This is a genomic window from Tritonibacter litoralis (assembly GCF_009496005.1).
GTDB classification, from domain to species: Bacteria; Pseudomonadota; Alphaproteobacteria; order Rhodobacterales; family Rhodobacteraceae; genus Epibacterium; species Epibacterium litoralis.
The window spans coordinates 1-21458 of sequence record NZ_WIBF01000008.1; the positions used below are offsets into that span (position 1 = coordinate 1).

A 21458-nucleotide genomic window follows, 5' to 3' on the forward strand; every position below is an offset into this window, starting at 1 on the left:
GCGGGATGGAGCAGCCAGGTAGCTCGTCAGGCTCATAACCTGAAGGTCGTAGGTTCAAATCCTACTCCCGCAACCAATATCAGCGAACTTTTAGCATCATAAATGCCCGCCTCCTCGGCGGGCTTCGTCTGTTTGAGCATGGTGATCAAATTGCCCGGAATGTCCAGGATGTGGTTCTTGGCATCTTGATCGTAAGAAACGACAACCCGATCCAGCAGCTCGTGAAGCTCATCGCCAGAGCAGTCTGCAACGCTAAAAGCCGCTTCGTGCATAGATCGTCGTTTTGAAAGCTTCTCTGGAAAAGGCCGATGGTCGAACATTTTTCAAAACCGAGCAGCCACTACATATTGACTTAAATAAGAGTTAAGCCCCAATATGAGGGCGCTTCGGTTCCTGTGATTCCGATCTCAGGCTAAGAGGGAAATCGGTGAAAATCCGGTACTGCCCCCGCAACTGTAAGCGGTGAGTGCGGCTTGTTAAGCCACTGGAGCTTTTCGTTTCCGGGAAGGCCAGCCAAACGTCGAACCGCAAGTCAGGAGACCTGCCCGAGCGCCACGACTACCACGAACGGAGGGTTCGGGGGCGAATGATCGGAAGGTGTCCACTTCCGCTCTGCGTCCTCGGCTTTGACAAAAGAAAGAGGATCATATGAGCATTATCGTCTACTCCAAGCCCGCCTGCGTCCAATGCACTGCCACCACCCGCGCCATGGATGCCAAAGGGATCTCTTATGATCTCGTGGACCTGAGTCAGGATGATAACGCCCTGAACACTGTGACCGAATTGGGCTACCGCCAAGCGCCTGTTGTTGTGGCTGGTGACGCGCATTGGTCGGGCTTTCGCCCGGATATGATCGCGCAATTGGCGTCCTGACCCGTGGTGCGCACAGACGGGGTGGAGGTGTTCTTTTTCTCCTCCCGCTCTGGCAATACCGCGCGGTTTGTGGACCGCCTGGACCATCCGGCCCATCGCATTCCTGACGTGGAAACACCCACAGACAAGCCGCAGGGACCGTTTGTGCTGATCTGCCCCACCTATGCAGATGGCGAAGGGCGCGGCGCGGTTCCAAAGCCGGTCATCCGGTTTCTGAACAACCCTGAAACCCGTGAAAAACTGGTTGGGGTGATCGGATCTGGAAATCGAAATTTTGGTGCGACTTACGCTTTGGCTGGCCGCATCATCTCCCAAAAATGCAACGTGCCGCTGCTGTATTCGTTTGAGCTGGCAGGCACCGAAACCGATGTTATCCGCACCCGCGACGGGCTGCGCCGCCTGGAGACTGAGTTATGCTCGACAGTGACCTGAACGGTCTGGATTATCACGCGCTCAACGCGATGCTGAATCTTTATGATGAAAACGGGCACATCCGTTTTGACGCAGACCGGATGGCGGCGCGGCAGTATTTTCTGCAACACGTGAATCAGAACACTGTCTTCTTCCACTCGCTGGATGAAAAACTGCGCTATTTGGTCAGCGAAGGCTATTATGAAGAGGATGTTCTGGACCAGTACTCCAAGAACTTCCAACGCGCGCTGTGGGATGCGGCCTATGCCAAGAAGTTCCGGTTCCCGACATTCCTGGGCGCGTTCAAATATTACACCTCCTACACGTTGAAAACCCGCGACGGACAACGCTTTCTGGAGCGTTACGAAGACCGTGTTGTGATGACCGCCCTGACCCTGGCACGCGGTGACGAAAAGCTGGCCACCTCCTTTATGGAAGAGATTTTGGATGGCCGGTTCCAACCCGCAACGCCCACGTTTTTGAACGCAGGCAAGAAGTCCCGTGGTGAGCTGATCTCCTGCTTCTTGCTGCGGCTTGAAGACAATATGGAAAGCATCGGGCGCGGCATCAACTCGGCCCTGCAGCTGTCCAAACGCGGCGGTGGTGTGGCTTTGTTGCTCACCAATATCCGCGAACATGGCGCGCCGATCAAAGGGATTGAAAACCAGTCTTCGGGTGTGATCCCGGTGATGAAACTGCTTGAAGACAGTTTTTCCTATGCAAATCAGTTGGGCGCGCGACAAGGGGCCGGTGCGGTCTATCTGAACGCCCACCACCCGGATATCATGCGGTTTTTGGACACCAAGCGGGAAAACGCGGACGAGAAGATCCGGATCAAGACTCTGTCACTGGGTGTTGTGATCCCGGACATCACCTTTGAACTCGCCAAGAAAAACGCCGACATGTATTTGTTTTCGCCACATGATGTGGAAAAAGTGTATGGCGTGCCCTTCTCGGAAATCTCGGTCACCGAGAAATACGACGAAATGGTGGATGACAAACGCATCCGCAAATCCAAAGTTAACGCGCGGGAGTTCTTCCAGACCATCGCCGAGATCCAGTTTGAATCAGGCTACCCCTATGTGATGTTTGAGGACACTGTGAACCGGATGAACCCGGTGGCGGGTCGGATCAATATGTCCAACCTCTGCTCAGAAATCCTGCAGGTGAACGAAGCGTCCGAGTTCAATGATGATCTGAGCTATTCCAAGATGGGCAGCGACATTTCCTGCAACCTTGGCTCGCTCAACATTGCCAAGACCATGGACGGCAAGGATCTGGGTCAAACGGTGGGCGCAGCCATTCGGGCGTTGACGGCTGTGTCCGAGATGTCCGCAATCGATTCTGTGCCCTCCATCCGTAAGGGCAATGACGACAGCCACGCCATTGGTCTGGGTCAGATGAACCTGCATGGGTTCTTGGCGCGTGAGCACATCCATTACGGCAGCCCCGAAGGGATTGAGTTCACATCCGTCTATTTTGCGGCAGTGGCGTATCACGCGCTTCGCACCTCCTGCGACCTGGCGCAGGAACAGGGCGCATCGTTCAAAGGCTTTGCCGACTCTGATTATGCATCTGGCAGTTTCTTTGACAAATACACCAGCCGCAGCTGGCTGCCTGAGAGCGAAAAGGTGACTGCGCTGTTTGCGGGTATGGACCTTCCGACCCAGGCGGATTGGGCGGCGCTGAAAGCCGATGTCATGGAGCACGGGCTGTATAACCGGAACCTTCAGGCGGTGCCGCCGACCGGGTCGATCTCCTATATCAACAATTCAACCTCGTCGATCCACCCGATTGTCTCAAAAGTCGAGATCCGCAAAGAAGGCAAGATCGGTCGCGTCTATTACCCGGCGGCATTTATGTCGAATGAGAACCTGGAGTATTATCGCGATGCCTATGAGATCGGCCCGGAAGCGCTGATTGACACCTATGCGGCGGCAACGGAACATGTGGATCAGGGCCTGTCCCTGACCCTGTTCTTCCCCGCCGAAGCCACCACACGCGACATCAACAAAGCACAGATCTATGCGTGGAAGAAAGGCATCAAGACCATCTACTATGTGCGCCTGCGCCAGGAGGCTCTGGAGGGAACCGAGGTTCAGGGCTGCGTGTCCTGCACATTGTAAGGTGAAGCCTGACTCGGACGGGGGCTCTGCCCCCGGCCGCCAAGCGGCCTCCCCCGAAGTATTTTGAAAAAGATGAAAGGGTCCCGTGGCCCAAGCTGAAGAGACACAGATCATGAATGAAATGACTGGCCTGAAACCCGTGACGATCCCGCGTGCAATCAATTGGAACCGCCTTGACGATGAAAAAGACCTGGAGGTCTGGAACCGCCTGACCGTCAATTTCTGGCTGCCGGAAAAGGTTCCATTGTCCAATGATATCCAAAGCTGGGCCACCCTGACCGAACGCGAAAAAGAGCTGACAATCCGGGTGTTTACAGGGTTGACGCTGTTGGACACGATTCAGAACTCTGTCGGTGCGCCGGCGCTGATGCCCGATGCAATTACCCCGCATGAAGAGGCGGTTCTGACCAATATCGCCTTTATGGAAGCGGTGCATGCGCGCAGCTATTCCTCGATCTTCTCGACGCTGTGTTCCACCAAGGAAATCGACGAGGCTTTCCGCTGGTCTGAGGAGAACCCACATCTACAGGCCAAGGCTCGCGCAATCCTGGAGACCTATGCGCCAGGCAATGATCCCCTGAAACGCAAGATCGCCAGTGTATTCCTGGAAAGCTTCCTGTTTTATTCGGGTTTTTACCTGCCTATGTATTGGTCCAGCCGTGCCAAGCTGACCAATACCGCTGACCTCATCCGCCTGATTATTCGCGATGAGGCCGTGCATGGGTATTACATCGGGTATAAATTCCAGCGTGGCTACGAGAAGCTCGACGAGACGGCGCAACAGGAGCTGAAGGATTATGCCTTTGGTTTGATGTTCGAGCTTTATGGGATTGAAAACCAATACACCGAAGAGCTTTATGATGAGATCGGGCTGACGGAGGATGTCAAAGTCTTTTTGCATTACAATGCAAACAAGGCTTTGCAAAACCTGGGCTTTGAAGCGTTGTTTCCGCCTGAGGTTTCAGAGGTCAACCCTGCCATTTTGGCAGCCCTAAGCCCTGACAGCGAAAACCATGACTTCTTCTCGGGCTCTGGTTCCTCTTATGTGATCGGCAAGGCGGTTGCGACTGAGGATGAAGACTGGGATTTCTGATCCTGCGTCGCGGCCTTTGGCGGCAAGCACTTGAAGCGGTTTCAGTGCCATTCAACGGTTGTTCCGCTCAGACCTGTATAGAAACAGGTCTGAGCGGTTTTTTTTACGCTTGCGTTTCAACCTCATCCATGCGGATCCGGAAGAAGATCGCATAAAGGGTTGGCACCACAATCAGGGTCAGGATCGTCGCAAAGCTCAGACCGCAGATGATGACCACCGCAAGGGACTTGAAGAACGGATCCCAGATCAGTGGCACAACCCCCAGAACCGTGGTCAAAACCCCCAAAGACACAGGGCGCACCCGGCTGACGGCGGCGTCCACCACCGCTTGCATACGCGCTTTTCCTCCGGCGATTTGACTGTCCGTTTCATCAATCAAAACAATTGCGTTTTTGATCAACATCCCTGTCAGAGACAAAACGCCAAGGATCGCCATGAACTCCATCGGGGTCTGTGTGACCGCGAGCCCCCAAACAACGCCGATCAAGGCCAGGGGCACCGTCAACCAGATGATCAACGGCTGGCGCACCTTGTTGAAGAGGAAGATAACCACCAGCACCATCGCACCAAAGCCAAGGGGCATGGTTGATGCAAGGCCTGCATTGGCTTCGGCTGAGTTGCCATATTCTCCGTGCCATTCCAGCGTATATCCCGGTGGCAGTTCGATGGCTTCCACTTCAGGTCGGACCTCTTCGAACAGATCGCCAGACCGCACGCCGGGCGCATTGTCCGACTGGGCTGTGATTGCCAGCTTGCGGTCGATCCGGCGCAGATTGCCAGCCTCAAACACAACATCAAATCGGTCGACCACCTGCGTCATCGGCACATAGCCTCCGATCACCTGCGAGAAGATCTGGATGTTGTGCAATTCCCCAACGTCATTGCGCTCAGCCTCAACCGCGCGCATCACGATGTCCAGGAACTCTTCGCCCTCGCGATACACGCCAAGGTTGGCGCCATTAAGATGGGTGTAGATCGCGTTTGAGATCTCTCCCTGCGTCAGGCCCAGACGGCGGGCGTTTTCGGTGTTGATGACGGGGCGGATCACCGGCACCTGTTCGCGCCAATCGTCCTTGACCGCTACGGCCCCGGCATTGGCCATGATGACCTTGGCCTCATCCGCCAATCCTCGCAGCACCGCAGGATCGGGGCCCAGGAAACGCGCTTCAACCTTGGAACCGCCTCCGGGACCCAGAACGAATTTCCAGACTTTGGTGTTTGCTTCTGGATAGTTCTCGTCGATCCAGCTTTGCAGCTCGGCTTGTAGCCCGTCGATTTGGGCAAATTCCTCCACATCAATCAGGATCTGCGCATAAGAGCTGTTCTGCGTCTCGCTCTCATAGACCAACATGAACCGCAAATGGCCGCCACCCACCATTGTATTGGTCGAGGTGACGCCGGGCAGGGTGCGGATTTGATCTGCGATTTCGGTAATGTCTGCTTCGGTGGCTGCGATATCGCTGCCCTGGGGCAGGAAGAAATCCACCACAAACTGCGGCCGGGTTGAGCTGGGGAAAAAGCCCGGCGGCACCAAAGAGAACAGCAAGATGGCCGAAACAAACAGCCCCACAACAATCGCCACAGTGGCGTATCGCAGTCGCACCGCCAGATCGAGGAACCGGCGATAAAGGCGTAGGATAATGTTCTCCTGTTCCTCACCGGTGTCTTTGCCGGGTTTCAGCAGCAGCGTGCAGAAATAGGGCGTCAGCCAGATCGCCACGACCCAGGAAAACAGGAGCGAGATCGAGATGGTCCAGAACAGGCTGCCTGCGTATTCACCGGTGTTATCCGGCGAAAACCCAACGGGCGAGAAGGCCAGCAGCCCCACCACGGTGCCCCCCAACAGGGGCCATTTGGTCTGGTTCACAATGGCGATCGACGCCTCAGCCGGGTTTTCTCCCTTTTGCACCCGCACCAATGTGCCCTCGACCACCACGATGGCGTTGTCGACCAGCATGCCCAGAGCAATGATCAACGCCCCAAGCGAGATCCGCTGCATATCAAGCCCATAGAGATACATGCCCATCAAAGTGCCTGCGACGGTCACCAAGAGGATGCCCCCCATCAGGATACCGGACCTCAGCCCCATGAAAATCAGCAGCGTGCCCACCACAATGGCCAGCGCCACGATGACATTCATCACAAAGGCATCGACGGATTCTTTGACCGAAACGGATTGATCCGAGATCGCCAGAACCTCCATGCCGATGGGACGTTCGCTGATCAGACTGTCCATCTTGGCCTGGACGGCGTTGCCCATATTCACAACATTGCCGCCGCGTGTGTTGGAAATGCCGATCCCCACGGCAGGACGTCCATCACGATACAAGAGCGTGGAGGCCGGTTCCTTGAGGCCGCGCGTCACCGTCGCAATATCCATCAAGCGAAACGAAGCGCCGGTTTGCGGGTTGGTAATCAACAGATTGCTGATTGCATCCACCGTCGACACGCCGGACCGGGCACGCACCTCAAGCCGGGTGCGTCCAGCCTGGATAGAGCCGCCGGGTGTCACCAGGTTTTGCCCCTCCAGAACCTGCGCAATCTGGCTGGTGGACAGGCCCAGACCAATCAGACGAGCAGGGGAGTAATCCACATGGATCACCTCATCCTGCACCCCGTTCAGAACCACTTTGGAGACGCCATCGACAGTCACCAGCTCCCGCTGCAGATCCTTGGCGTATTCATAGAGTTCAGTCATCGTATAGCCGTCACCAACCACGGCCAGATAGATCGCATATACATCGCCAAAATCATCATAGACTTGGGTCTGCAGCGCATTGGGCGGCAACAGGGACTGTGCGTCATCCACTTTGGCCCGCATCTGGGCAAAGCGTTCATAAAGCGCCGGGTAGTCCGGGGTGGATTTGATCGTGAATTCCACGGTCACCGTGCTCACGCCGGGAGAGGAGACAGAGCGCACCTCATCAATGCCCTGCAGCTGTTGCAGCGCGTTTTCAATGACTTCGGTGACCTCATCGGCAACCTCTTCGGCAGAGGCACCGGGATAGGGCGTGATAATCTGGGCCTGGCGGACGATAAATTCAGGATCTTCAAACCGCGGCAGCGCGTTATAGGCGAAATAGCCGGCATAAAGGATCAGAAAGGTACAAACAGCTGAAATCAGCCGTTTGGTAATGGCAAAACGGGCAAGATCCATCTGTTAGCCTCCAAAACGGGTGAAGGGGCGGATTGTCATCCCGTCTTGGATCTGGCTGACCCCGGCTGCAATCACCCGATCCCCGACGCTCAGGCCATCGGTCACGGTGACCTTGTCGCCAGCAGCATTTCCCAGGCTCACTGATTGTTTGGACACGGCGTTCTGCGCGTCCACCAGCCAGACAAAAGGAGCCCCGTCCGGAGCGGCGGCCACGGCTGTCAGCGGAATTTCGAGGATGTCGGGCACTGCAGTCGGAGCGAATGTCTTCACCCGGCCTGCCATGCCAGGCAGCATTCGAACGGTTTCTGGCTGGGGAACCGAGGCCCGACCGCGATAGGTCTGAGTGCTGGCATCCGCCTGGAGCGCAAACTCAACCACTTCGGCTTCAAGGAGCAGGCCTGGCAGCGAGTCAAACTCTGCTTGGATCGTGATGTTTTCGATACCTGCCAGCGAATAAGCGGTCACATCCGGGCCCGGCACGTCAAAGGTCATGTGCAAAGGTTCCAGCTTTTGCAAAAGCGCGATGGTTTGACCCGCCTGAACATTGGTGAAATTGTCGATGTCCCGACGTGCAATCAGCCCGTCAAAGGGCGCAACCAAGGTGGCGTCATCCAGATCGTCTTGCGCCTTTTGCAGCTGTGCTTCAACTCCAGCGAGGGCCGCGCTCGCGGCTGCCAGCTCTTCGTCGCGCGCGCCGGCAAGGCCCAGAGACAAAGCTTCTTTTTGCGCTTCCAGGTTTGCCTCAGCCACCCGCAGATTGGCCTCATCCTGATCCAATGTGGCCTGGGCGCTGACGTTGCGCGCCACCAATTCGCGGGTCCGGTCGGCTTGTTCCTGTGCTTGGTCGAACTGTGCTTGGGCCGAGGCAACAGCCGCCTCCAAAGATGCGATTTCTTCGGGGCGCAGACCAGCCTTGAGATCATCCAGCTGAGCTGCCGCTTGATCGCGCTGACTTTCCAGCTGGGCCACCTGGCTCTGGAAATTCCGCAGATCAAGCTGCGCGATCACGTCTCCTTTTGCCACCTGTGTGGAGGCTCGGATCGGCAGTTCCAGCACCTGACCGCTGACACGGAATGACAGTTCAACCTCTTCCGACGGTAGAACGATGGCCGGATAGGTGCGGGTAATCTCGCCTTTGGCTTGTTCGACTTGAAAGACTTTTGCCGGTCTGGCAGCATCCTGCGCAAGAACTGCCGCTGCTGGCAAGGTCAGACCAACCGCGGTGGCGAAAATAAATTTGCAGGGAAACATTTAACAGCTCCAATTGTGGGATGTCTACGAGCACCATAAACCACTCTAAAAACAACGAAAGCGGAATCCTTTATCCATGATCTTTTTAGGGCAAATTTTCTACGGCTCTACGCTCTTGGTTGCATGCGCCTTACTGCACGTCGTTATTCTGGCGGGCAGTATCCAGATTATTGTCTCTCTGACCCAAAAGCTTGAACACGCTCATCACCTGCTACGGGAGAACGTTATTCTAGCGGTCGGCGTTATGCTGATGGTTCTGGCCCATGCCTTTGAAATCTGGCTTTGGGCATTGTCCTTTATGTGGACCGGTGCGGTACAAGAGTTTGAGACGTCTTTTTACTTTTCCCTCGTGACCTATACAACGCTGGGCTACGGCGACATCACATTGGAACAGGGGCACCGCATTTACGGTACGTTTGCCTCTATAACCGGGCTTTTGTGCTTTGGGATCAGTACCGCGTTTCTGTTGGGTATTATTGTCCGGCTGTTCCCGAATATCCAACAAGACCCTCGGTAACTGCAAATTCTGGTCCCACTTTTTACGCTCTGTTGCGTCTCGATCCTACGGTCAATTGTTTCGCGTGCGAAACGTTTAAAGGCCGTGTCTGCCAGAACTCAGCCGCGCCATTTGATGGAACAGCCGATGCTGGGGTGTTGGGCTTGCGTTGTTTTGCCCGTTGCCGCGATTTCGCGCATGGCCTCCAACAGCTCAGGCCTGCGCCCCTGTGTAGAACCGCGCCCTGCATCATCCAGACGACCGCGATATTGCAGCGTGCCCTGTGCATCCAGGCCAAAGAAATCCGGCGTGCACACTGCGCCATAGGCCTGCGCAACGGTTTGGTCACGGTCCACCAGATATGGAAAGCGGAACCCATAGGCTGCGGCGAACCGCTTCATCTCTTCAGGGCGATCTGCTGGGACATAGTCATAATCATTGGACATAACCGCCAATGTATGGATGCCGTCGGTTTTTAATGTGTCCGCATCCGCCGCCAATCGCTCCGCGATGGCCTGAACATAAGGGCAGTGATTGCAGATAAACGCCAGTAAAACTGGGCCGCTTTGCAGGTAATCCGCCAAGGCATGGATCTGACCGTCCGGGTCTGGCAGCTCAAACAGCGGGGCAGGGCGTCCCAGATCACAGGCAGGGGTATTCAACAGCATTTTGAGCCTCCAGTGGGTAAGTCTAGGTGGTTCGGCCCCAGAGTAAGGGCCGAACCTCAGGTCACGTGGGGTTAGTCGTTTGACCACTTGTTCGGAACAAACGCGGCATCCAGCGGAGTATGCGTAATGTGGTTGGTGTAATTGGACAGCACTTTCAAAGCGGTGCCAACCAGAACTTCCAAGGCGTTTTGCTTGGTAAAGCCAGCTTCCAGGAAGGCAGAGATGTCACCGTCGCTTGGGTAACCGCGGGTTTCATTGACGATAATCGCAAATTGGCGCAGCGCTTCAAGGCGGGTATCCGCAATCGCGCTGCCGTCGCGCAAAGAGGCCACAACGTCATCGGCCACGCCACCCATCTGCGCCAAGGTGGTGTGCGCCGCCATGCAATAGGTGCAGCCATTCAGGCGGTTGTTGGTCATCAGAACGATCTGACGCTCGGTCTCGGTAAAGCTGGTGGTGTCAAAGATCTTGGAAAGCGTCAGATACCCCTCCAGCAGGGCCGGGGCTTCGGACATGTTGCGATAGAGGTTCGGCAAGAAACCATACGCTTTTTCAGAGGCTTCCATCATCCCCTTGGCGGCTTCGGGGGCGGATTCGATGGTGTGGAGTTCAAAGGTGGACATCAGGGTTTTCCTATTTGAGCAGTCATAAATACCGGCCGGTTGAACGGGTTTTACCGACAGGTGATCCGCAGATAGGAATATTAAACCGATCGTTCAAGAATGAGGCGCGAGAAATTATAACGATCGGTCAAGAAAGTTTTTGCGTGAGGTTAAACTGCGGTCAATCGGCGCGCCTGATGGCGTAAGGTATTCAGCGCGGCAGCGTCGAAAACACCCCGTGCCAGCACCCGTAGCCCCGTTTCTAACGCAAGCAGGGCTTGGGCGGTGCCGCGCACATCAAAATCTACGGGCAGACGCCCCTGGTCGCGGGCCAATGTCAGCTTGTCTGCAAAAAAATCTTCGAACTCGGCCAGACCCTCGCGGACCATCGCTTGCACCTCTGGGCTGTGGGCCTCCAACTCCAGAGCGGTGTTGATGACAAAACAGCCCTTCTTTTCCGTGTCATTGAGGCTTTGTGCGACCATTTCCGCAAAGAGATCATCAATGGCGGCCAAAGGGTCCGGGTTTTGGGCCATCCGGTTCAAAGTCTCGCGGCGATAGTCGTTGTTGTATTTCAGAAAGACAGTGTGAAAGAGGTTCTGCTTGCTGCCAAAAGAATGATAGAGGCTGCCTTTGTTGATCCCCATCGCCTCGGTCAGATCGGTGATCGATGTGGGCTCATAGCCTTTGCGCCAGAACAACGTCATGGCGCGTTCTGTGGCGAGGTCTTCGTCGTAAATTCTGCTGCGGGCCATGGTGCTCAATCTCTTGGTCTGCGGGGAATTTAACGATTGCAGGGCCGGTTGCCTATGGTGCTTGGGAAATTGGGACGACAAATCCCCGACGCAAGTGGAGCGCCGGGGATGCATTTGTTCGTTTACTTTGATCCCGCGGAACCAGGTCGCGCAGGAAAAAGCCCGGCTTACTTTGCCGCTTGTGCCAAAGCAGAAGAGCGTTGCACCGCGGCGCTTTGATCGCCGGCTTGGTCTGCGGTCATCAGCGACGGCTGGAAGCGGACAACTTTGATTTCTTTGACACCGATCAGCTCCAGCCACCAGGTCAGATAGGCCGAGTGATAGTCTTCGCCGTATTTTGCATCCGCGCCCGGCGCGTAGACGCCAGCGGTATAGAACACGCGCGCGGTCTTATCCTTCAGGAGGCCAAAGTAACCTTCCTCGGGACCAAAGCCAAAGGTCAGGCCCGGCTGAGTGATGATGTCAATGTATTGCTTCAGACGATAAGGGATGCCACCATTCCACATCGGCACTGACAACACATATTCATCTGCGCTGGTGAACCGATCTGTGATGGCCACGATCTGGTCCCATGCGGTCTGGCGCTGGCCGTCCATTTCGCCCACGCCAAAGAATGTCATCTTGGCGGCTGCTTTGTCGCCGTCGAATTCCGGCAGGTCAGCCTCCCACAGGTCCAGCACATCGATCACCACATTTGGGTTCTCGGCCTTGGCAGCTTCAAGATAAGCGTGCGCCAGTTTGGAGGACTGCGAGTCCGCACCGCGCGGTGAGGCCACGATATGCAGAATGCGTTTTGCGGGCGCAGCATTTGCAGGAGCGGCGGCAGGCGTGGTGGCGCGTTTGCCAAAGAGGAAGTTGAGGAATTTCATCATAGGTCTCCGTCGTAACCGTTTAAGTGTCACTTTGTGGGTTACTGAACATGTAACTGCCCCGTGATGTCCAAGCAAGTTACATGATCGTGAGTTTTATGTCGGTGCTTGTCACCTGCGACCCTATGTGCAAATTGGTCTGTCGCAAGGGGTGGATCGCCACTTTACGCCCTGTGACAGAGCGCCTATAACCCCGCTCATGTCCCACCGTGCGGCCATCATTATTCGAATTATATACCCGGCGCTCTGATCCCCATTTGGGACCATGCGAGACGCCGGGCAAAGGCGCTTGAGACTTCGCGCTGCTCCGAATATTTCACTTTCCGACCAGATCATCTCAGATCAGATATCCAGAGGACGCCCGCTGATGTGCGCCGACAAGACCACTGAAACACCTGAATACAAAGACACGCTGAAACTGCCGCAGACCGATTTCCCCATGCGCGCAGGCCTGCCCAAGCGCGAGCCCGCATGGCTGGAACGCTGGGAGAAAATCGGCGTTTACGACCGCCTGCGTGAAAAAGAAGGTCGCACACCTTTTACGCTGCATGACGGACCGCCCTATGCCAACGGGCATCTGCACATTGGTCACGCGCTGAACAAGACGATCAAGGATATGATCGTGCGCAGCCACCAGATGATGGGGTTTGATGCGCGGTATGTTCCGGGCTGGGACTGTCATGGTCTGCCGATCGAATGGAAGATCGAAGAGAAATACCGCAAGAAGGGCAAGAACAAAGACAACGTCCCGGTTGTTGAGTTCCGTCAGGAGTGCCGCGCCTTTGCCGATGAATGGGTGAAGATCCAGCGTGAAGAGTTCAAACGTCTGGGCATCACCGGCAATTGGGAAGATCCCTATCTGACCATGAACTATCACGCCGAGGCTGTGATCGCGGATGAGTTCATGAAGTTCCTGATGAACGGCACGCTGTATCAGGGCTCCAAACCGGTGATGTGGTCTCCGATGGAGAAAACCGCCCTGGCCGAAGCCGAGGTGGAGTATCACGACAAGGAAAGCTTCACCATCTATGTGAAGTTCAAAGTGTCTGTTGATCAGAGTGAGTTTGTGATCGAACCTACCTCACGTGGTGGTGATGGGGTTCAGATGACTCCTCATATGGAGCGCCTGCATGATCTGACAGAAGACGCTTATGTTGTAATCTGGACCACAACGCCTTGGACCATGCCATCGAACAAAGCGGTCGTTTTCGGCGAAGACATTGCCTATGGCCTCTATGAGGTGACAGGCACGCCCGAGGAATGCTGGCTGAAAGTGGGTGAAAAATACCTGTTGGCCGATAATCTGGCTGCGGATGTATTCAAACGCGCCCGTTTGGCAGAGGATCAGTACAAGCGGATTTCTGATATTTCGGTTGAAGAACTTGAGAAACTCGAGCTGGCCCACCCGCTGGCGGGGGCCGAAGGCTCCAATGGCGAATGGGACGACATCCGCGATTTCCGCGCTGCCCCGTTTGTGACTGATACCGAAGGGACCGGTTTTGTACACTGCGCGCCCTCCCACGGTATGGAAGAATTTGAGCTCTACCGCGATCTGGGCATGCTGGAGCAGGTCATCACCTATAACGTTATGGATGATGGGGGTTTCCGAGCGGATCTGCCGTTCTTTGGCGGCAAGTATATCCTCAACCGCAAAGGCGGCGAGGGCGATGCAAACAAGGCGGTGATCGACAAGCTGGTCGAGGTTGGCGGCCTCTTGGCTCGTGGCAAGATCAAACACAGCTACCCGCACTCCTGGCGCTCCAAAGCGCCGATCATCTATCGCAACACGCCGCAGTGGTTTGCCGGTGTGGATCGCAAGCTGGATGACGGCATGGGCGAGATGGGCGACACCATCCGCGAACGTGCGCTGCGCTCCATCGACGAACTGGTCAAATGGACACCGCAGACCGGCCGCAATCGCCTCTACTCCATGATCGAAGCGCGTCCTGACTGGGTCCTGTCGCGCCAACGCGCCTGGGGTGTGCCGCTGACCTGTTTCACCAAGAAAGGCGCGCTGCCGACGGATGCGGACTTCCTGCTGCGCAATGATGAGGTCAACGCCCGCATCAAAGCCGCCTTTGAAGAAAACGGTGCGGATGTCTGGTATGAAGACGGGTTCAAGGCGAAGGTTCTCGACGGTATTGCCGACCCTGAAGCCTATGATCAGGTGTTTGACGTTCTGGACGTGTGGTTTGATTCCGGTTCGACCCATGCCTTTGTGCTGCGCGACCGAGAAGACGGGACCGAAGACGGCATTGCGGATGTCTATATGGAAGGTACCGACCAGCACCGTGGCTGGTTCCACTCGTCGTTGTTGCAGGCCTGTGGCACCAAGGGCCGTGCGCCCTATCGCAATGTTGTGACGCATGGGTTTACCTTGGATGAGAAGGGCATGAAAATGTCCAAGTCCCTGGGCAATACCATCGTGCCGGAAGAGGTTGTGAAGCAATACGGCGCGGATATCCTGCGTCTGTGGGTGGCGCAGGTGGATTACACCGCCGACCAGCGCATCGGTCCGGAAATCCTGAAAGGCACCGCCGACAGCTACCGTCGTCTGCGCAACACCATGCGTTTTATCCTGGGCAACCTGGATGGGTTCACCGAGGAAGAGCGCATGCCCTATGCGCAGATGACCGAGCTGGAAAAGTTGATGCTGGACGGCGTCGCCCAGCTGGAAGACGAGGTGCGCGAAGGCTACGCCAAGTTCGATTTCTCTGGCGTGTTCAACAAGATCTTCAACTTTGCCACCATCAACCTGTCGTCGATGTATTTCGATATCCGCAAAGACGTTCTGTATTGCGATCCGGTGGATTCTGATCTGCGCCGGTCCTGCCGGACGGTTCTGGATATCCTGTTCCACCGTCTGACCACATGGTTGGCTCCGATCCTGGTCTTTACCATGGAAGAGATCTGGCTGGAGCGGTTCCCGGGTGATGACAGTTCTATCCATCTGCAAGATTTCCCAGAGCCGCAGCCTGAGTGGAAACACCCTGAGATGCGGGCGCGTTGGCAGACGCTGGCGTCGGTGCGTCGTGTGGTGACCGGTTGTCTGGAGCTTGAGCGTAAAGAGAAAACCATTGGGTCCTCGCTGGAAGCCCATCCAAAGGTCTTTGTGACACCGGAAATCCTGGAAGAGATCAACAACCCCAAACGGTTTGCAGATATCTGCATCACCTCGCAGCTGGAGTTGTCCACGGATCCGATCCCCGAAGGGGCCTTCACCTTGGAAGACGTGCCTGGTGTGGGCGTTGTCTTTGCCAAGGCAGAGGGTGAGAAATGCCAGCGCTGCTGGAAAATCCTGCCGGACGTCGGGATGTTTGCCAATGTGGGCGTTTGCGGACGCTGCAACGACGCGTTGGGGTGATTTCCTTCCGTGTGGAATAACAAGACAAAGGCGCTCTGCAGATTGGGGCGCCTTTTTTCTGTGTTCCTAAATCCGCCAAAAGCTGTGTTCGGCCAGATCGTTTGCACTAAATGTTGACCGATTCACTAGCAGTGGTTAACAAACCCTTAACGAAATGTAGATTTTCGGCGGTACCTCATAAATGAGGACCTGTTTTGCGGGGGATGCGGTTTTAATGCAAAAGGAATTAAAGAGCGGTGGTGCGCACGACACAAGCCAATTGGGGCAGGGCGCAACAAAACCCGGAACTGTAAAAGTCAAAAGCGTTTCTGCAGGCGGCAATATCAAAATTGCGCTGAAGACACCGCCAGACGGCCAGCCTGCACCGGCTGCGGCAACAAGCGGAGCGCCGCAGAAGGCCAAGACGGCGCCGCATCCCGAAAGACCGCCACATAGCCTGTCATCGGCCAGCGCCCAAGGCGATGTTTTGTTTGAACCTTCAACCAGCTCTGGACGGTCGTCCTTGAAGCCGTTGGGCTTGGCCGCTGCCGCGCTGGGCGTTTTGGCGCTGGGGCTTGGGGTTTTGCAATTCTCAGGCGGGCGCTCTGAAGCCGTTGCGCAAGCGCAGCCAGAAACTCCTGCACCGCGACCCGTTGCAACACTGTCCGAACCTGTGCCTGCCCCGGTTGAGCAGCCTGTTGAGATCACCAAGGTTGAGCCGGTATCGGCGCCTGCGCCAGTTGTGGTTGAATCCCAGCCTGTGGTTGCAGCCCCAAAAACCGTAGCGGCCCGGATTGTGACGCCAGAAGTGGAGCCGGACAAGGCGGCGGTGGTTGTCCCAGTCCAGGCGGCTGTTGAGCCAGCGCAGCAGGAGGCAGAAGCTGGCGACGACGCAATGGCCCATGCGATTGCTCAAGCCATTGCAAAACTAGGCGCAGCGCCAAAGCCACAGGCAGTGCCCCCGGCACCGGAAGTCAAAGAGTTGAAATTCAAAGCCGCAAGCCTGTTTCAGGCCGATCCGGCGCAGGTTGCAGCTTTTGCCAAAGAAGCAAAGTCGACCGCCGCTGAGGCTCCGGTCGATCCCGTTGAAACGCCGGTGCAAACGCGCAAGGAAGTTTTGGTGCTGCCATCATCTGGGCCCAATGCCCCCAGCGCGGATCTTGTGGCGCGGCTGACCACTGGCACATTGGATGCGCTTCGCGCGCCTGCAACTTCAGCTGAGACAGAAACCCGCGCTGCCGTGAGCGACATCTACCGTCTGGTCAGCGATGCAACCACCGCCGGGAAATCCGAAGCTGAGATTGCCGAAATGCTTATTGCAGCCAACAGCGACGGGCGGATTACAGTACCGCAAGGCTTTATCCTGCCGGATGGTCAGGTGGATACGCACACCATCCTGAGCCTGTTTATCGCACAATAACAACTTGGCTGCGGGTGATCTGTGCTCGCAGTTTCCCCATAATTTTACCCTTTGTGTCGCCTCTTTTGGCGATACGCTGCCATGTTTTCTGAGGGACCTATGAAGACACTACTGACTGCTGCCACCCTTGGGCTCAGCGCCCTGGCTGCTCACTCTGCCGCTGCCCAGACCTGCGGGGGTGTTTACACCGTTCAATCCGGCGATAGCCTCTCGTTGATTGCGGATCGCCTATATAAGGATGTGGGCAAATGGAGCCTGATCCATACCCAGAACATCACGCAAATTGGGTCCAGTCCAAATGCAATCCGCGTTGGCATGAAGCTGGATATCCCTTGTATCGCGGGCCTGCCCGAAGGTTTGGAAGGCGGCAAAGAGATTGCCGCAGCAGAACCTGTTGTTGCGCGTCCAGTGGAGATCGCCAAGGGCAACGCAGAGGTGCGCCACAAGATCAACCTGCTGACAGCAGATGATTTTGAGCCTTTCACTGGCAAACAGCTGCACGCCGGCGGCATCATGACCGAAATCGTGGATGCGGCGATGAAGGCGGTAAACCCGGCAGATGGGTACGCGATCCATTGGGTGGACCTGTGGACCGCGCATGAGGAGCCGCTGTTGTCCAACGCGCTTTTGGATGCTGGCTTTCCCTGGTACAAACCCGACTGTGCCAGCAACCCCGAGGCGGATCGCTGTGTGAATTTCCACTTCTCGGATCCGATGTTCGAGGTGCTGGTGCTTATGTTTACCGATAAAGACCGCCCGCTGACCTTCTCCAAAGACGAAGATCTGTTTGGTAAAACCTTCTGCCGCCCCCAAGGCTACGAAGCCTATCTGTTTGAACAGGATGGCCGCCACTGGTTGCGTGATGGCAAAGTGAAGCTGGTTCAACCGCTTACGCCGACAGAGTGCTACGAGATGGTTTTGGCCGGCGAAGCCGATGCGGCCGTGATGAATGAATTCACAGGTCGCGCCCATATTGCCGAACTTGGACTGACGGATGAGTTTGCGGTTGTGCCCGAGCCGATTTCGATCCAAGCGCTGCATGTCATCGTGCATAAATCCCACCCTGAGGCGACCAAAATCCTGGGCATGGTCAATGATGGTCTGCGCAAGATCCACGAGACCGGTGCCTATCAGTCCATCATCGAGGGTCACATGGCTCGGATCTGGGCCGGGTTCTAATGGGGCGTGAAATGCGGAATTTCGTGAACCGACCCGTCATGAGTGCCGCGTTTGCCCTGGGGCTCAGCCCCTCGGCGGCGCTGGCGATTTGCAATGTGGACTACGTGTCCAAACCCGGAGACAACCTGTTTTCCATCGCCGAAGAGCATTACGGCGACCGCGAACACTGGGAGCTGATCTTCGAACAGAATAAGCGCCTGTTGGCGGCCTCGACCGTCATTCCAGGTCGGACCCTGTTTATCCCATGCCCGCCCGAAGCAGAAACGCAGGCCGCGGCTGCACCGGAACAGCCAGAACCAGCAGCCGTCAAACCCGTCGCGACAACGCCGTTGGCTCAGGCGGATATGACTCTGTTGACCGGGGGCAACTTTGGACCATTTTCCGGCCAGGATCTGCCGGGGCAGGGGATGGTGACCGAGCTGATCACCGCCGCGCTGGAGGCAAGCCCGTCAAAAGTCACCTTTGCTCTGGCCTGGGATGATGATTGGACCGAGCATTTGTTCCCGCAGCTGGATGAAAAGGCCTTTGATATCGGCTTTCCCTGGGTCAAACCGGATTGCGCCGCCAACCCCGGTCATGAGCGCTGTGTCAGCTTTCATTTCTCTGACCCGGTGGTTAGCCTACCGGTGATGCTGTTTGTGGATGCGCAGCGCCCGATTGCGTTTGAGCAGATGTCTGACCTGAGCGGCAAGACGATCTGCCGTCCCAATGGGTATTTCAATCATGATCTGGATACAGCGGATCAACCCTGGATGGCCGAGGCCGACATCAAAGTCCTGGCCCCCCGTCACCCGCGTGAGTGTTTCAGCATGCTGGGCCAAGGGCGCGTGGATGCGGTAGCGATGAACCTGTTCTTGGGCGCGGAAACCATTGTGCAAGAAGGGCTGCGCAGCCAAGTCGTGCCGCTGGAACGTCCGGTTGGTGAAATCGGCCTGCATGCGGTGATTTCAAAAAGCCACTGGCGTGGGACGTCTCATCTGTATCGGCTGAATGCGGGGCTGAAAGCGTTGCGGCAAAGTGGTCAGTTCGACCAAATCATGACCCGGCATCTGGAAACGTTCTGGTCTGAGCTTCAGTAACGGGCGCTCAGCCGGGCCCTTGTGTTTGGATCAGACGTAACCGTTAATGCGCATGCTGTGGTAGCGGTTCTGTGCCGCAACGGCGCTTGTGGGAAGCGGGCCTGCGTGCACACCGCCGCGCAGGTCGCGAACAGCGTCGATGGTTTTCTGAGTGGTGTTGCGCTGCTGTGGATTGTTAATGCGGTTTTGGACGGCGTGTTCCATGGCCATGTTGAAGGGCATGTGATGTGCGGTGCGGGCTTCGTACAGCTCTTGCGTTTTTTCCTGACGGGCCACGCGGATCTCGGCGTTTTTCAGACCCATCTTGCGATTGTCTGCGTTGGGCGTGTTTTCCGCCTTGTTGACCTGTGTGACAGAGCGGCCGTTCAGGTGACCGTTCAGCTTGCGGTAAACACTGACGCTTTGAACATTTGTGGCGGCGCTGATCGGGTTCATGTTCTTTACCTTTCCTAACAACTCTTAAATACGTTTTACGCGAATTTTAGGAAAAGTGGCCTGCGCTTCCGGGTGGTGGTTAACAAATTCGGATAGTTTGTTAACCCTGTTTTCCCTACCCAAAAGGCGAGCTACAATATATTGTGGTTGCGCGCCTTGGCTTGCCTATTTCGGCAATAAGTCGTTTAAAAACAACATAAAATTTTAGAGGAATCTATGCAGACTTCTTCACTTTTGACCCCCGTCGGGCGGTTGTTTGTCAGCGAGATCGATGGGGAAATCACGCATCTGGCATGGAGTGGCACGGAATCAGAAGGGTCAGATGTCCTGGATGAGGCGCAATCTCAGCTGGAAGCGTATTTTGCAGGTTGTTTGCAGGTCTTTGATCTGCCGCTGCGGGTCGAGGGGAGTGTGTTCCAGAAAGAGGTCTGCCGCCTGATGATGAAAATCCCCTTTGGGGAGACGCGCCAATATGGCGATCTTGCGCGCGATCTGGGATCTGCAGCGCAGCCGGTGGGCAACGCCTGTGGGGCCAACCCGTTGCCGGTGCTGATCCCATGCCATCGGGTTTTGGCTGCCAATGGTTTGGGCGGGTTTTCCGGCGCGGGGGGCGTCGAGACCAAGGTGGCCCTGTTGCGCCACGAGGGCGCAGCGGGCCTGTTGATTTAACGGCGTTGGGGTAGGATCTGCTGGGCGACCCCAACCAACAGAAGATAGACCGAGGTGATCACCAACCCCCAGTGAGCCCAGCTTTCAGGGTGGAAATTGACCCAGGCCGCCCATCCGGCAAAGAAGGTCCAGGCCAAGGCCATCGGCAGTGACAGCTTACGCCAGCGTTCGGTGCGCACCGGGTGAATGAATTTGAGCGGCAGGAACATGGCAACCGCCAGCGCGGTGACAAGCACCAGGCTTGTCCAATGGCTCGGCTCCAGCGCAAAGATCACCAGAACCAGCATATTCCAGCAGCCCGGAAAGCCCGAAAAGGAGTTATCTTTGGTCTTCATCCGGGTGTCGGCAAAATACATCGCTGAGGCAAAGGTGATCACGATGATCGCAGCCCAACCGGTCCACCCGGCCATCAGCCCCGACTTAAACAGCGCAAAGGCGGGGATAAACACATAGGTCAGATAGTCGATGATCAGATCAAGCAGAACGCCATCAAATTCTGGGGCAAAGCGGCGCACATTGTAATGGCGCGCCAGTGGCCCATCCACACCGTCCACGGCAAAGGCCACGACAAGCCACAGGAACATCATGTCCCATTGGGCGTCAACTGCTGCCAGCATGGCTAGCATGGCAAAGACGGCTCCGGTTGCGGTCAGAAGATGGACGGAGAGGGCGCGAAACTGTGGTGTCATCAAACTGTGATGACGAATTTCGCGCGGGGCTTCAAGGGGGAATGGACGCTCAAAACGTGCCAAAGCGCCGCCAAGTCAACGCTCGGCGGCTGCTTCCTGCTCATGCGTGGGGAGTTTCCGGCTTAATGCAGGCGCGCGGCCTGTTTCGGCGGAAAGGGGTCAATGTCGCCAAAGGCATCGCGTGCGTCAAAAGAGATAAACGGAACCTCTGTGGTGGGCAGTTCGATCCGGCGTCCACGTGGCGCGCGCAGCGGGCCTGGCAGCGGCGGCGTGGGCGATGTCGGTGCACCGCTGGTCATTTGGATCAGAACTGCAACAGGGACGTTTGAGGGCAGCATTTGCG

General features: G+C 56.3%; 20 protein-coding genes and 1 riboswitch. Of the genes, 10 read left to right on the plus strand and 10 right to left on the minus strand.

The features are described from left to right. Positions 1-32: 32 nt before the first annotated feature. The gene (locus GFB49_RS12900) at positions 33-320 is read right to left on the minus strand and encodes a hypothetical protein (RefSeq protein ID WP_153216305.1); all 288 of its coding nucleotides are present in this window, start codon (positions 318-320) and stop codon (positions 33-35) included. A 50-nt stretch (positions 321-370) separates the two neighbouring features. After that, positions 371-563: riboswitch (cobalamin riboswitch) on the plus strand. Between the two features lie 85 nt (positions 564-648). Between GFB49_RS12900 and nrdH the strand changes: the two genes are divergently transcribed. The 4 genes from nrdH to nrdF all read left to right on the plus strand — a co-directional run bounded on the left by nrdH (position 649) and on the right by nrdF (position 4503). Further along, entirely contained in the window at positions 649-873 is a 225-nt protein-coding gene (nrdH, locus tag GFB49_RS12905) for a glutaredoxin-like protein NrdH (protein ID WP_153216306.1), read from the plus strand. A 21-nt stretch (positions 874-894) separates the two neighbouring features. Further along, positions 895-1305 carry a class Ib ribonucleoside-diphosphate reductase assembly flavoprotein NrdI gene (gene nrdI / locus GFB49_RS12910; protein WP_343032581.1) on the plus strand — a complete coding sequence of 137 codons (411 nt, stop codon included), beginning with the start codon at positions 895-897 and terminating at the stop codon, positions 1303-1305. Continuing rightward, the gene (nrdE, locus tag GFB49_RS12915; RefSeq protein ID WP_153216307.1) at positions 1287-3410 is read left to right on the plus strand and encodes a class 1b ribonucleoside-diphosphate reductase subunit alpha; all 2124 of its coding nucleotides are present in this window, start codon (positions 1287-1289) and stop codon (positions 3408-3410) included. Before nrdI ends, nrdE begins: the two co-directional genes overlap by 19 nt. Positions 3411-3531: 121 nt before the next feature. After that, positions 3532-4503 (plus strand): class 1b ribonucleoside-diphosphate reductase subunit beta, encoded by a 972-nt coding sequence (gene nrdF / locus GFB49_RS12920; protein WP_153216481.1) that lies wholly within the window; start codon positions 3532-3534, stop codon positions 4501-4503. Between the two features lie 103 nt (positions 4504-4606). Here nrdF and GFB49_RS12925 read toward each other — a convergent pair whose 3' ends face one another. Both GFB49_RS12925 and GFB49_RS12930 read right to left on the minus strand, forming a co-directional pair. After that, on the minus strand, positions 4607-7660 hold the full coding sequence (locus GFB49_RS12925) for an efflux RND transporter permease subunit (RefSeq protein WP_153216308.1): 3054 nt from the start codon (positions 7658-7660) through the stop codon (positions 4607-4609). 3 nt (positions 7661-7663) lie between these two features. Further along, a complete protein-coding gene (locus tag GFB49_RS12930) occupies positions 7664-8911 on the minus strand; it encodes an efflux RND transporter periplasmic adaptor subunit (RefSeq protein WP_153216309.1) in 1248 nt (415 codons plus the stop codon). Positions 8912-8987: 76 nt separating this feature from the next. Here GFB49_RS12930 and GFB49_RS12935 point away from each other — a divergent pair, with 76 nt between their 5' ends. Continuing rightward, on the plus strand, positions 8988-9428 hold the full coding sequence (locus GFB49_RS12935) for an ion channel (protein ID WP_153216310.1): 441 nt from the start codon (positions 8988-8990) through the stop codon (positions 9426-9428). Positions 9429-9526: 98 nt separating this feature from the next. Here the strand turns inward: GFB49_RS12935 and GFB49_RS12940 are convergent, their stop codons facing one another. The 4 genes from GFB49_RS12940 to GFB49_RS12955 form a co-directional block, all read right to left on the minus strand. After that, complete coding sequence (locus GFB49_RS12940; RefSeq protein WP_153216311.1) at positions 9527-10075, minus strand: thioredoxin family protein; 549 nt, start codon at positions 10073-10075, stop codon at positions 9527-9529. Positions 10076-10146: 71 nt separating this feature from the next. Next, complete coding sequence (locus GFB49_RS12945) at positions 10147-10698, minus strand: carboxymuconolactone decarboxylase family protein (RefSeq protein WP_153216312.1); 552 nt, start codon at positions 10696-10698, stop codon at positions 10147-10149. Between the two features lie 149 nt (positions 10699-10847). After that, positions 10848-11432 carry a TetR/AcrR family transcriptional regulator gene (locus GFB49_RS12950; protein ID WP_194269342.1) on the minus strand — a complete coding sequence of 195 codons (585 nt, stop codon included), beginning with the start codon at positions 11430-11432 and terminating at the stop codon, positions 10848-10850. Between the two features lie 167 nt (positions 11433-11599). Further along, on the minus strand, positions 11600-12301 hold the full coding sequence (locus tag GFB49_RS12955; RefSeq protein ID WP_194269343.1) for an FMN-dependent NADH-azoreductase: 702 nt from the start codon (positions 12299-12301) through the stop codon (positions 11600-11602). 367 nt (positions 12302-12668) lie between these two features. On the opposite strand from GFB49_RS12955, the gene ileS reads away from it, so the two are divergent. The 4 genes from ileS (at position 12669) to GFB49_RS12975 (ending at position 19322) form a co-directional block, all read left to right on the plus strand. Then, entirely contained in the window at positions 12669-15665 is a 2997-nt protein-coding gene (gene ileS, locus GFB49_RS12960) for an isoleucine--tRNA ligase (protein WP_153216315.1), read from the plus strand. A 214-nt stretch (positions 15666-15879) separates the two neighbouring features. Continuing rightward, positions 15880-17064 (plus strand): hypothetical protein, encoded by a 1185-nt coding sequence (locus GFB49_RS12965; protein WP_153216316.1) that lies wholly within the window; start codon positions 15880-15882, stop codon positions 17062-17064. A gap of 99 nt (positions 17065-17163) precedes the next feature. Beyond that, on the plus strand, positions 17164-18243 hold the full coding sequence (locus tag GFB49_RS12970; protein WP_153216317.1) for a LysM peptidoglycan-binding domain-containing protein: 1080 nt from the start codon (positions 17164-17166) through the stop codon (positions 18241-18243). An 11-nt stretch (positions 18244-18254) separates the two neighbouring features. Then, on the plus strand, positions 18255-19322 hold the full coding sequence (locus GFB49_RS12975) for a transporter substrate-binding domain-containing protein (RefSeq protein WP_153216318.1): 1068 nt from the start codon (positions 18255-18257) through the stop codon (positions 19320-19322). A 30-nt stretch (positions 19323-19352) separates the two neighbouring features. Here GFB49_RS12975 and GFB49_RS12980 read toward each other — a convergent pair whose 3' ends face one another. Continuing rightward, positions 19353-19757, minus strand: coding sequence for a hypothetical protein (locus tag GFB49_RS12980; protein WP_153216319.1), 405 nt, complete (start codon positions 19755-19757; stop codon positions 19353-19355). 216 nt (positions 19758-19973) lie between these two features. Between GFB49_RS12980 and GFB49_RS12985 the strand changes: the two genes are divergently transcribed. Next, complete coding sequence (locus GFB49_RS12985) at positions 19974-20426, plus strand: methylated-DNA--[protein]-cysteine S-methyltransferase (protein ID WP_153216320.1); 453 nt, start codon at positions 19974-19976, stop codon at positions 20424-20426. On the opposite strand, the gene GFB49_RS12990 is transcribed toward GFB49_RS12985, so the two are convergent. Both GFB49_RS12990 and GFB49_RS12995 read right to left on the minus strand, forming a co-directional pair. Then, positions 20423-21115, minus strand: coding sequence for a CDP-alcohol phosphatidyltransferase family protein (locus tag GFB49_RS12990; protein ID WP_153216321.1), 693 nt, complete (start codon positions 21113-21115; stop codon positions 20423-20425). The two genes, GFB49_RS12985 and GFB49_RS12990, sit on opposite strands and share 4 nt — an antisense overlap. A gap of 122 nt (positions 21116-21237) precedes the next feature. Then, on the minus strand, positions 21238-21453 hold the full coding sequence (locus tag GFB49_RS12995; protein WP_153216322.1) for a hypothetical protein: 216 nt from the start codon (positions 21451-21453) through the stop codon (positions 21238-21240). Positions 21454-21458 lie beyond the last annotated feature (5 nt).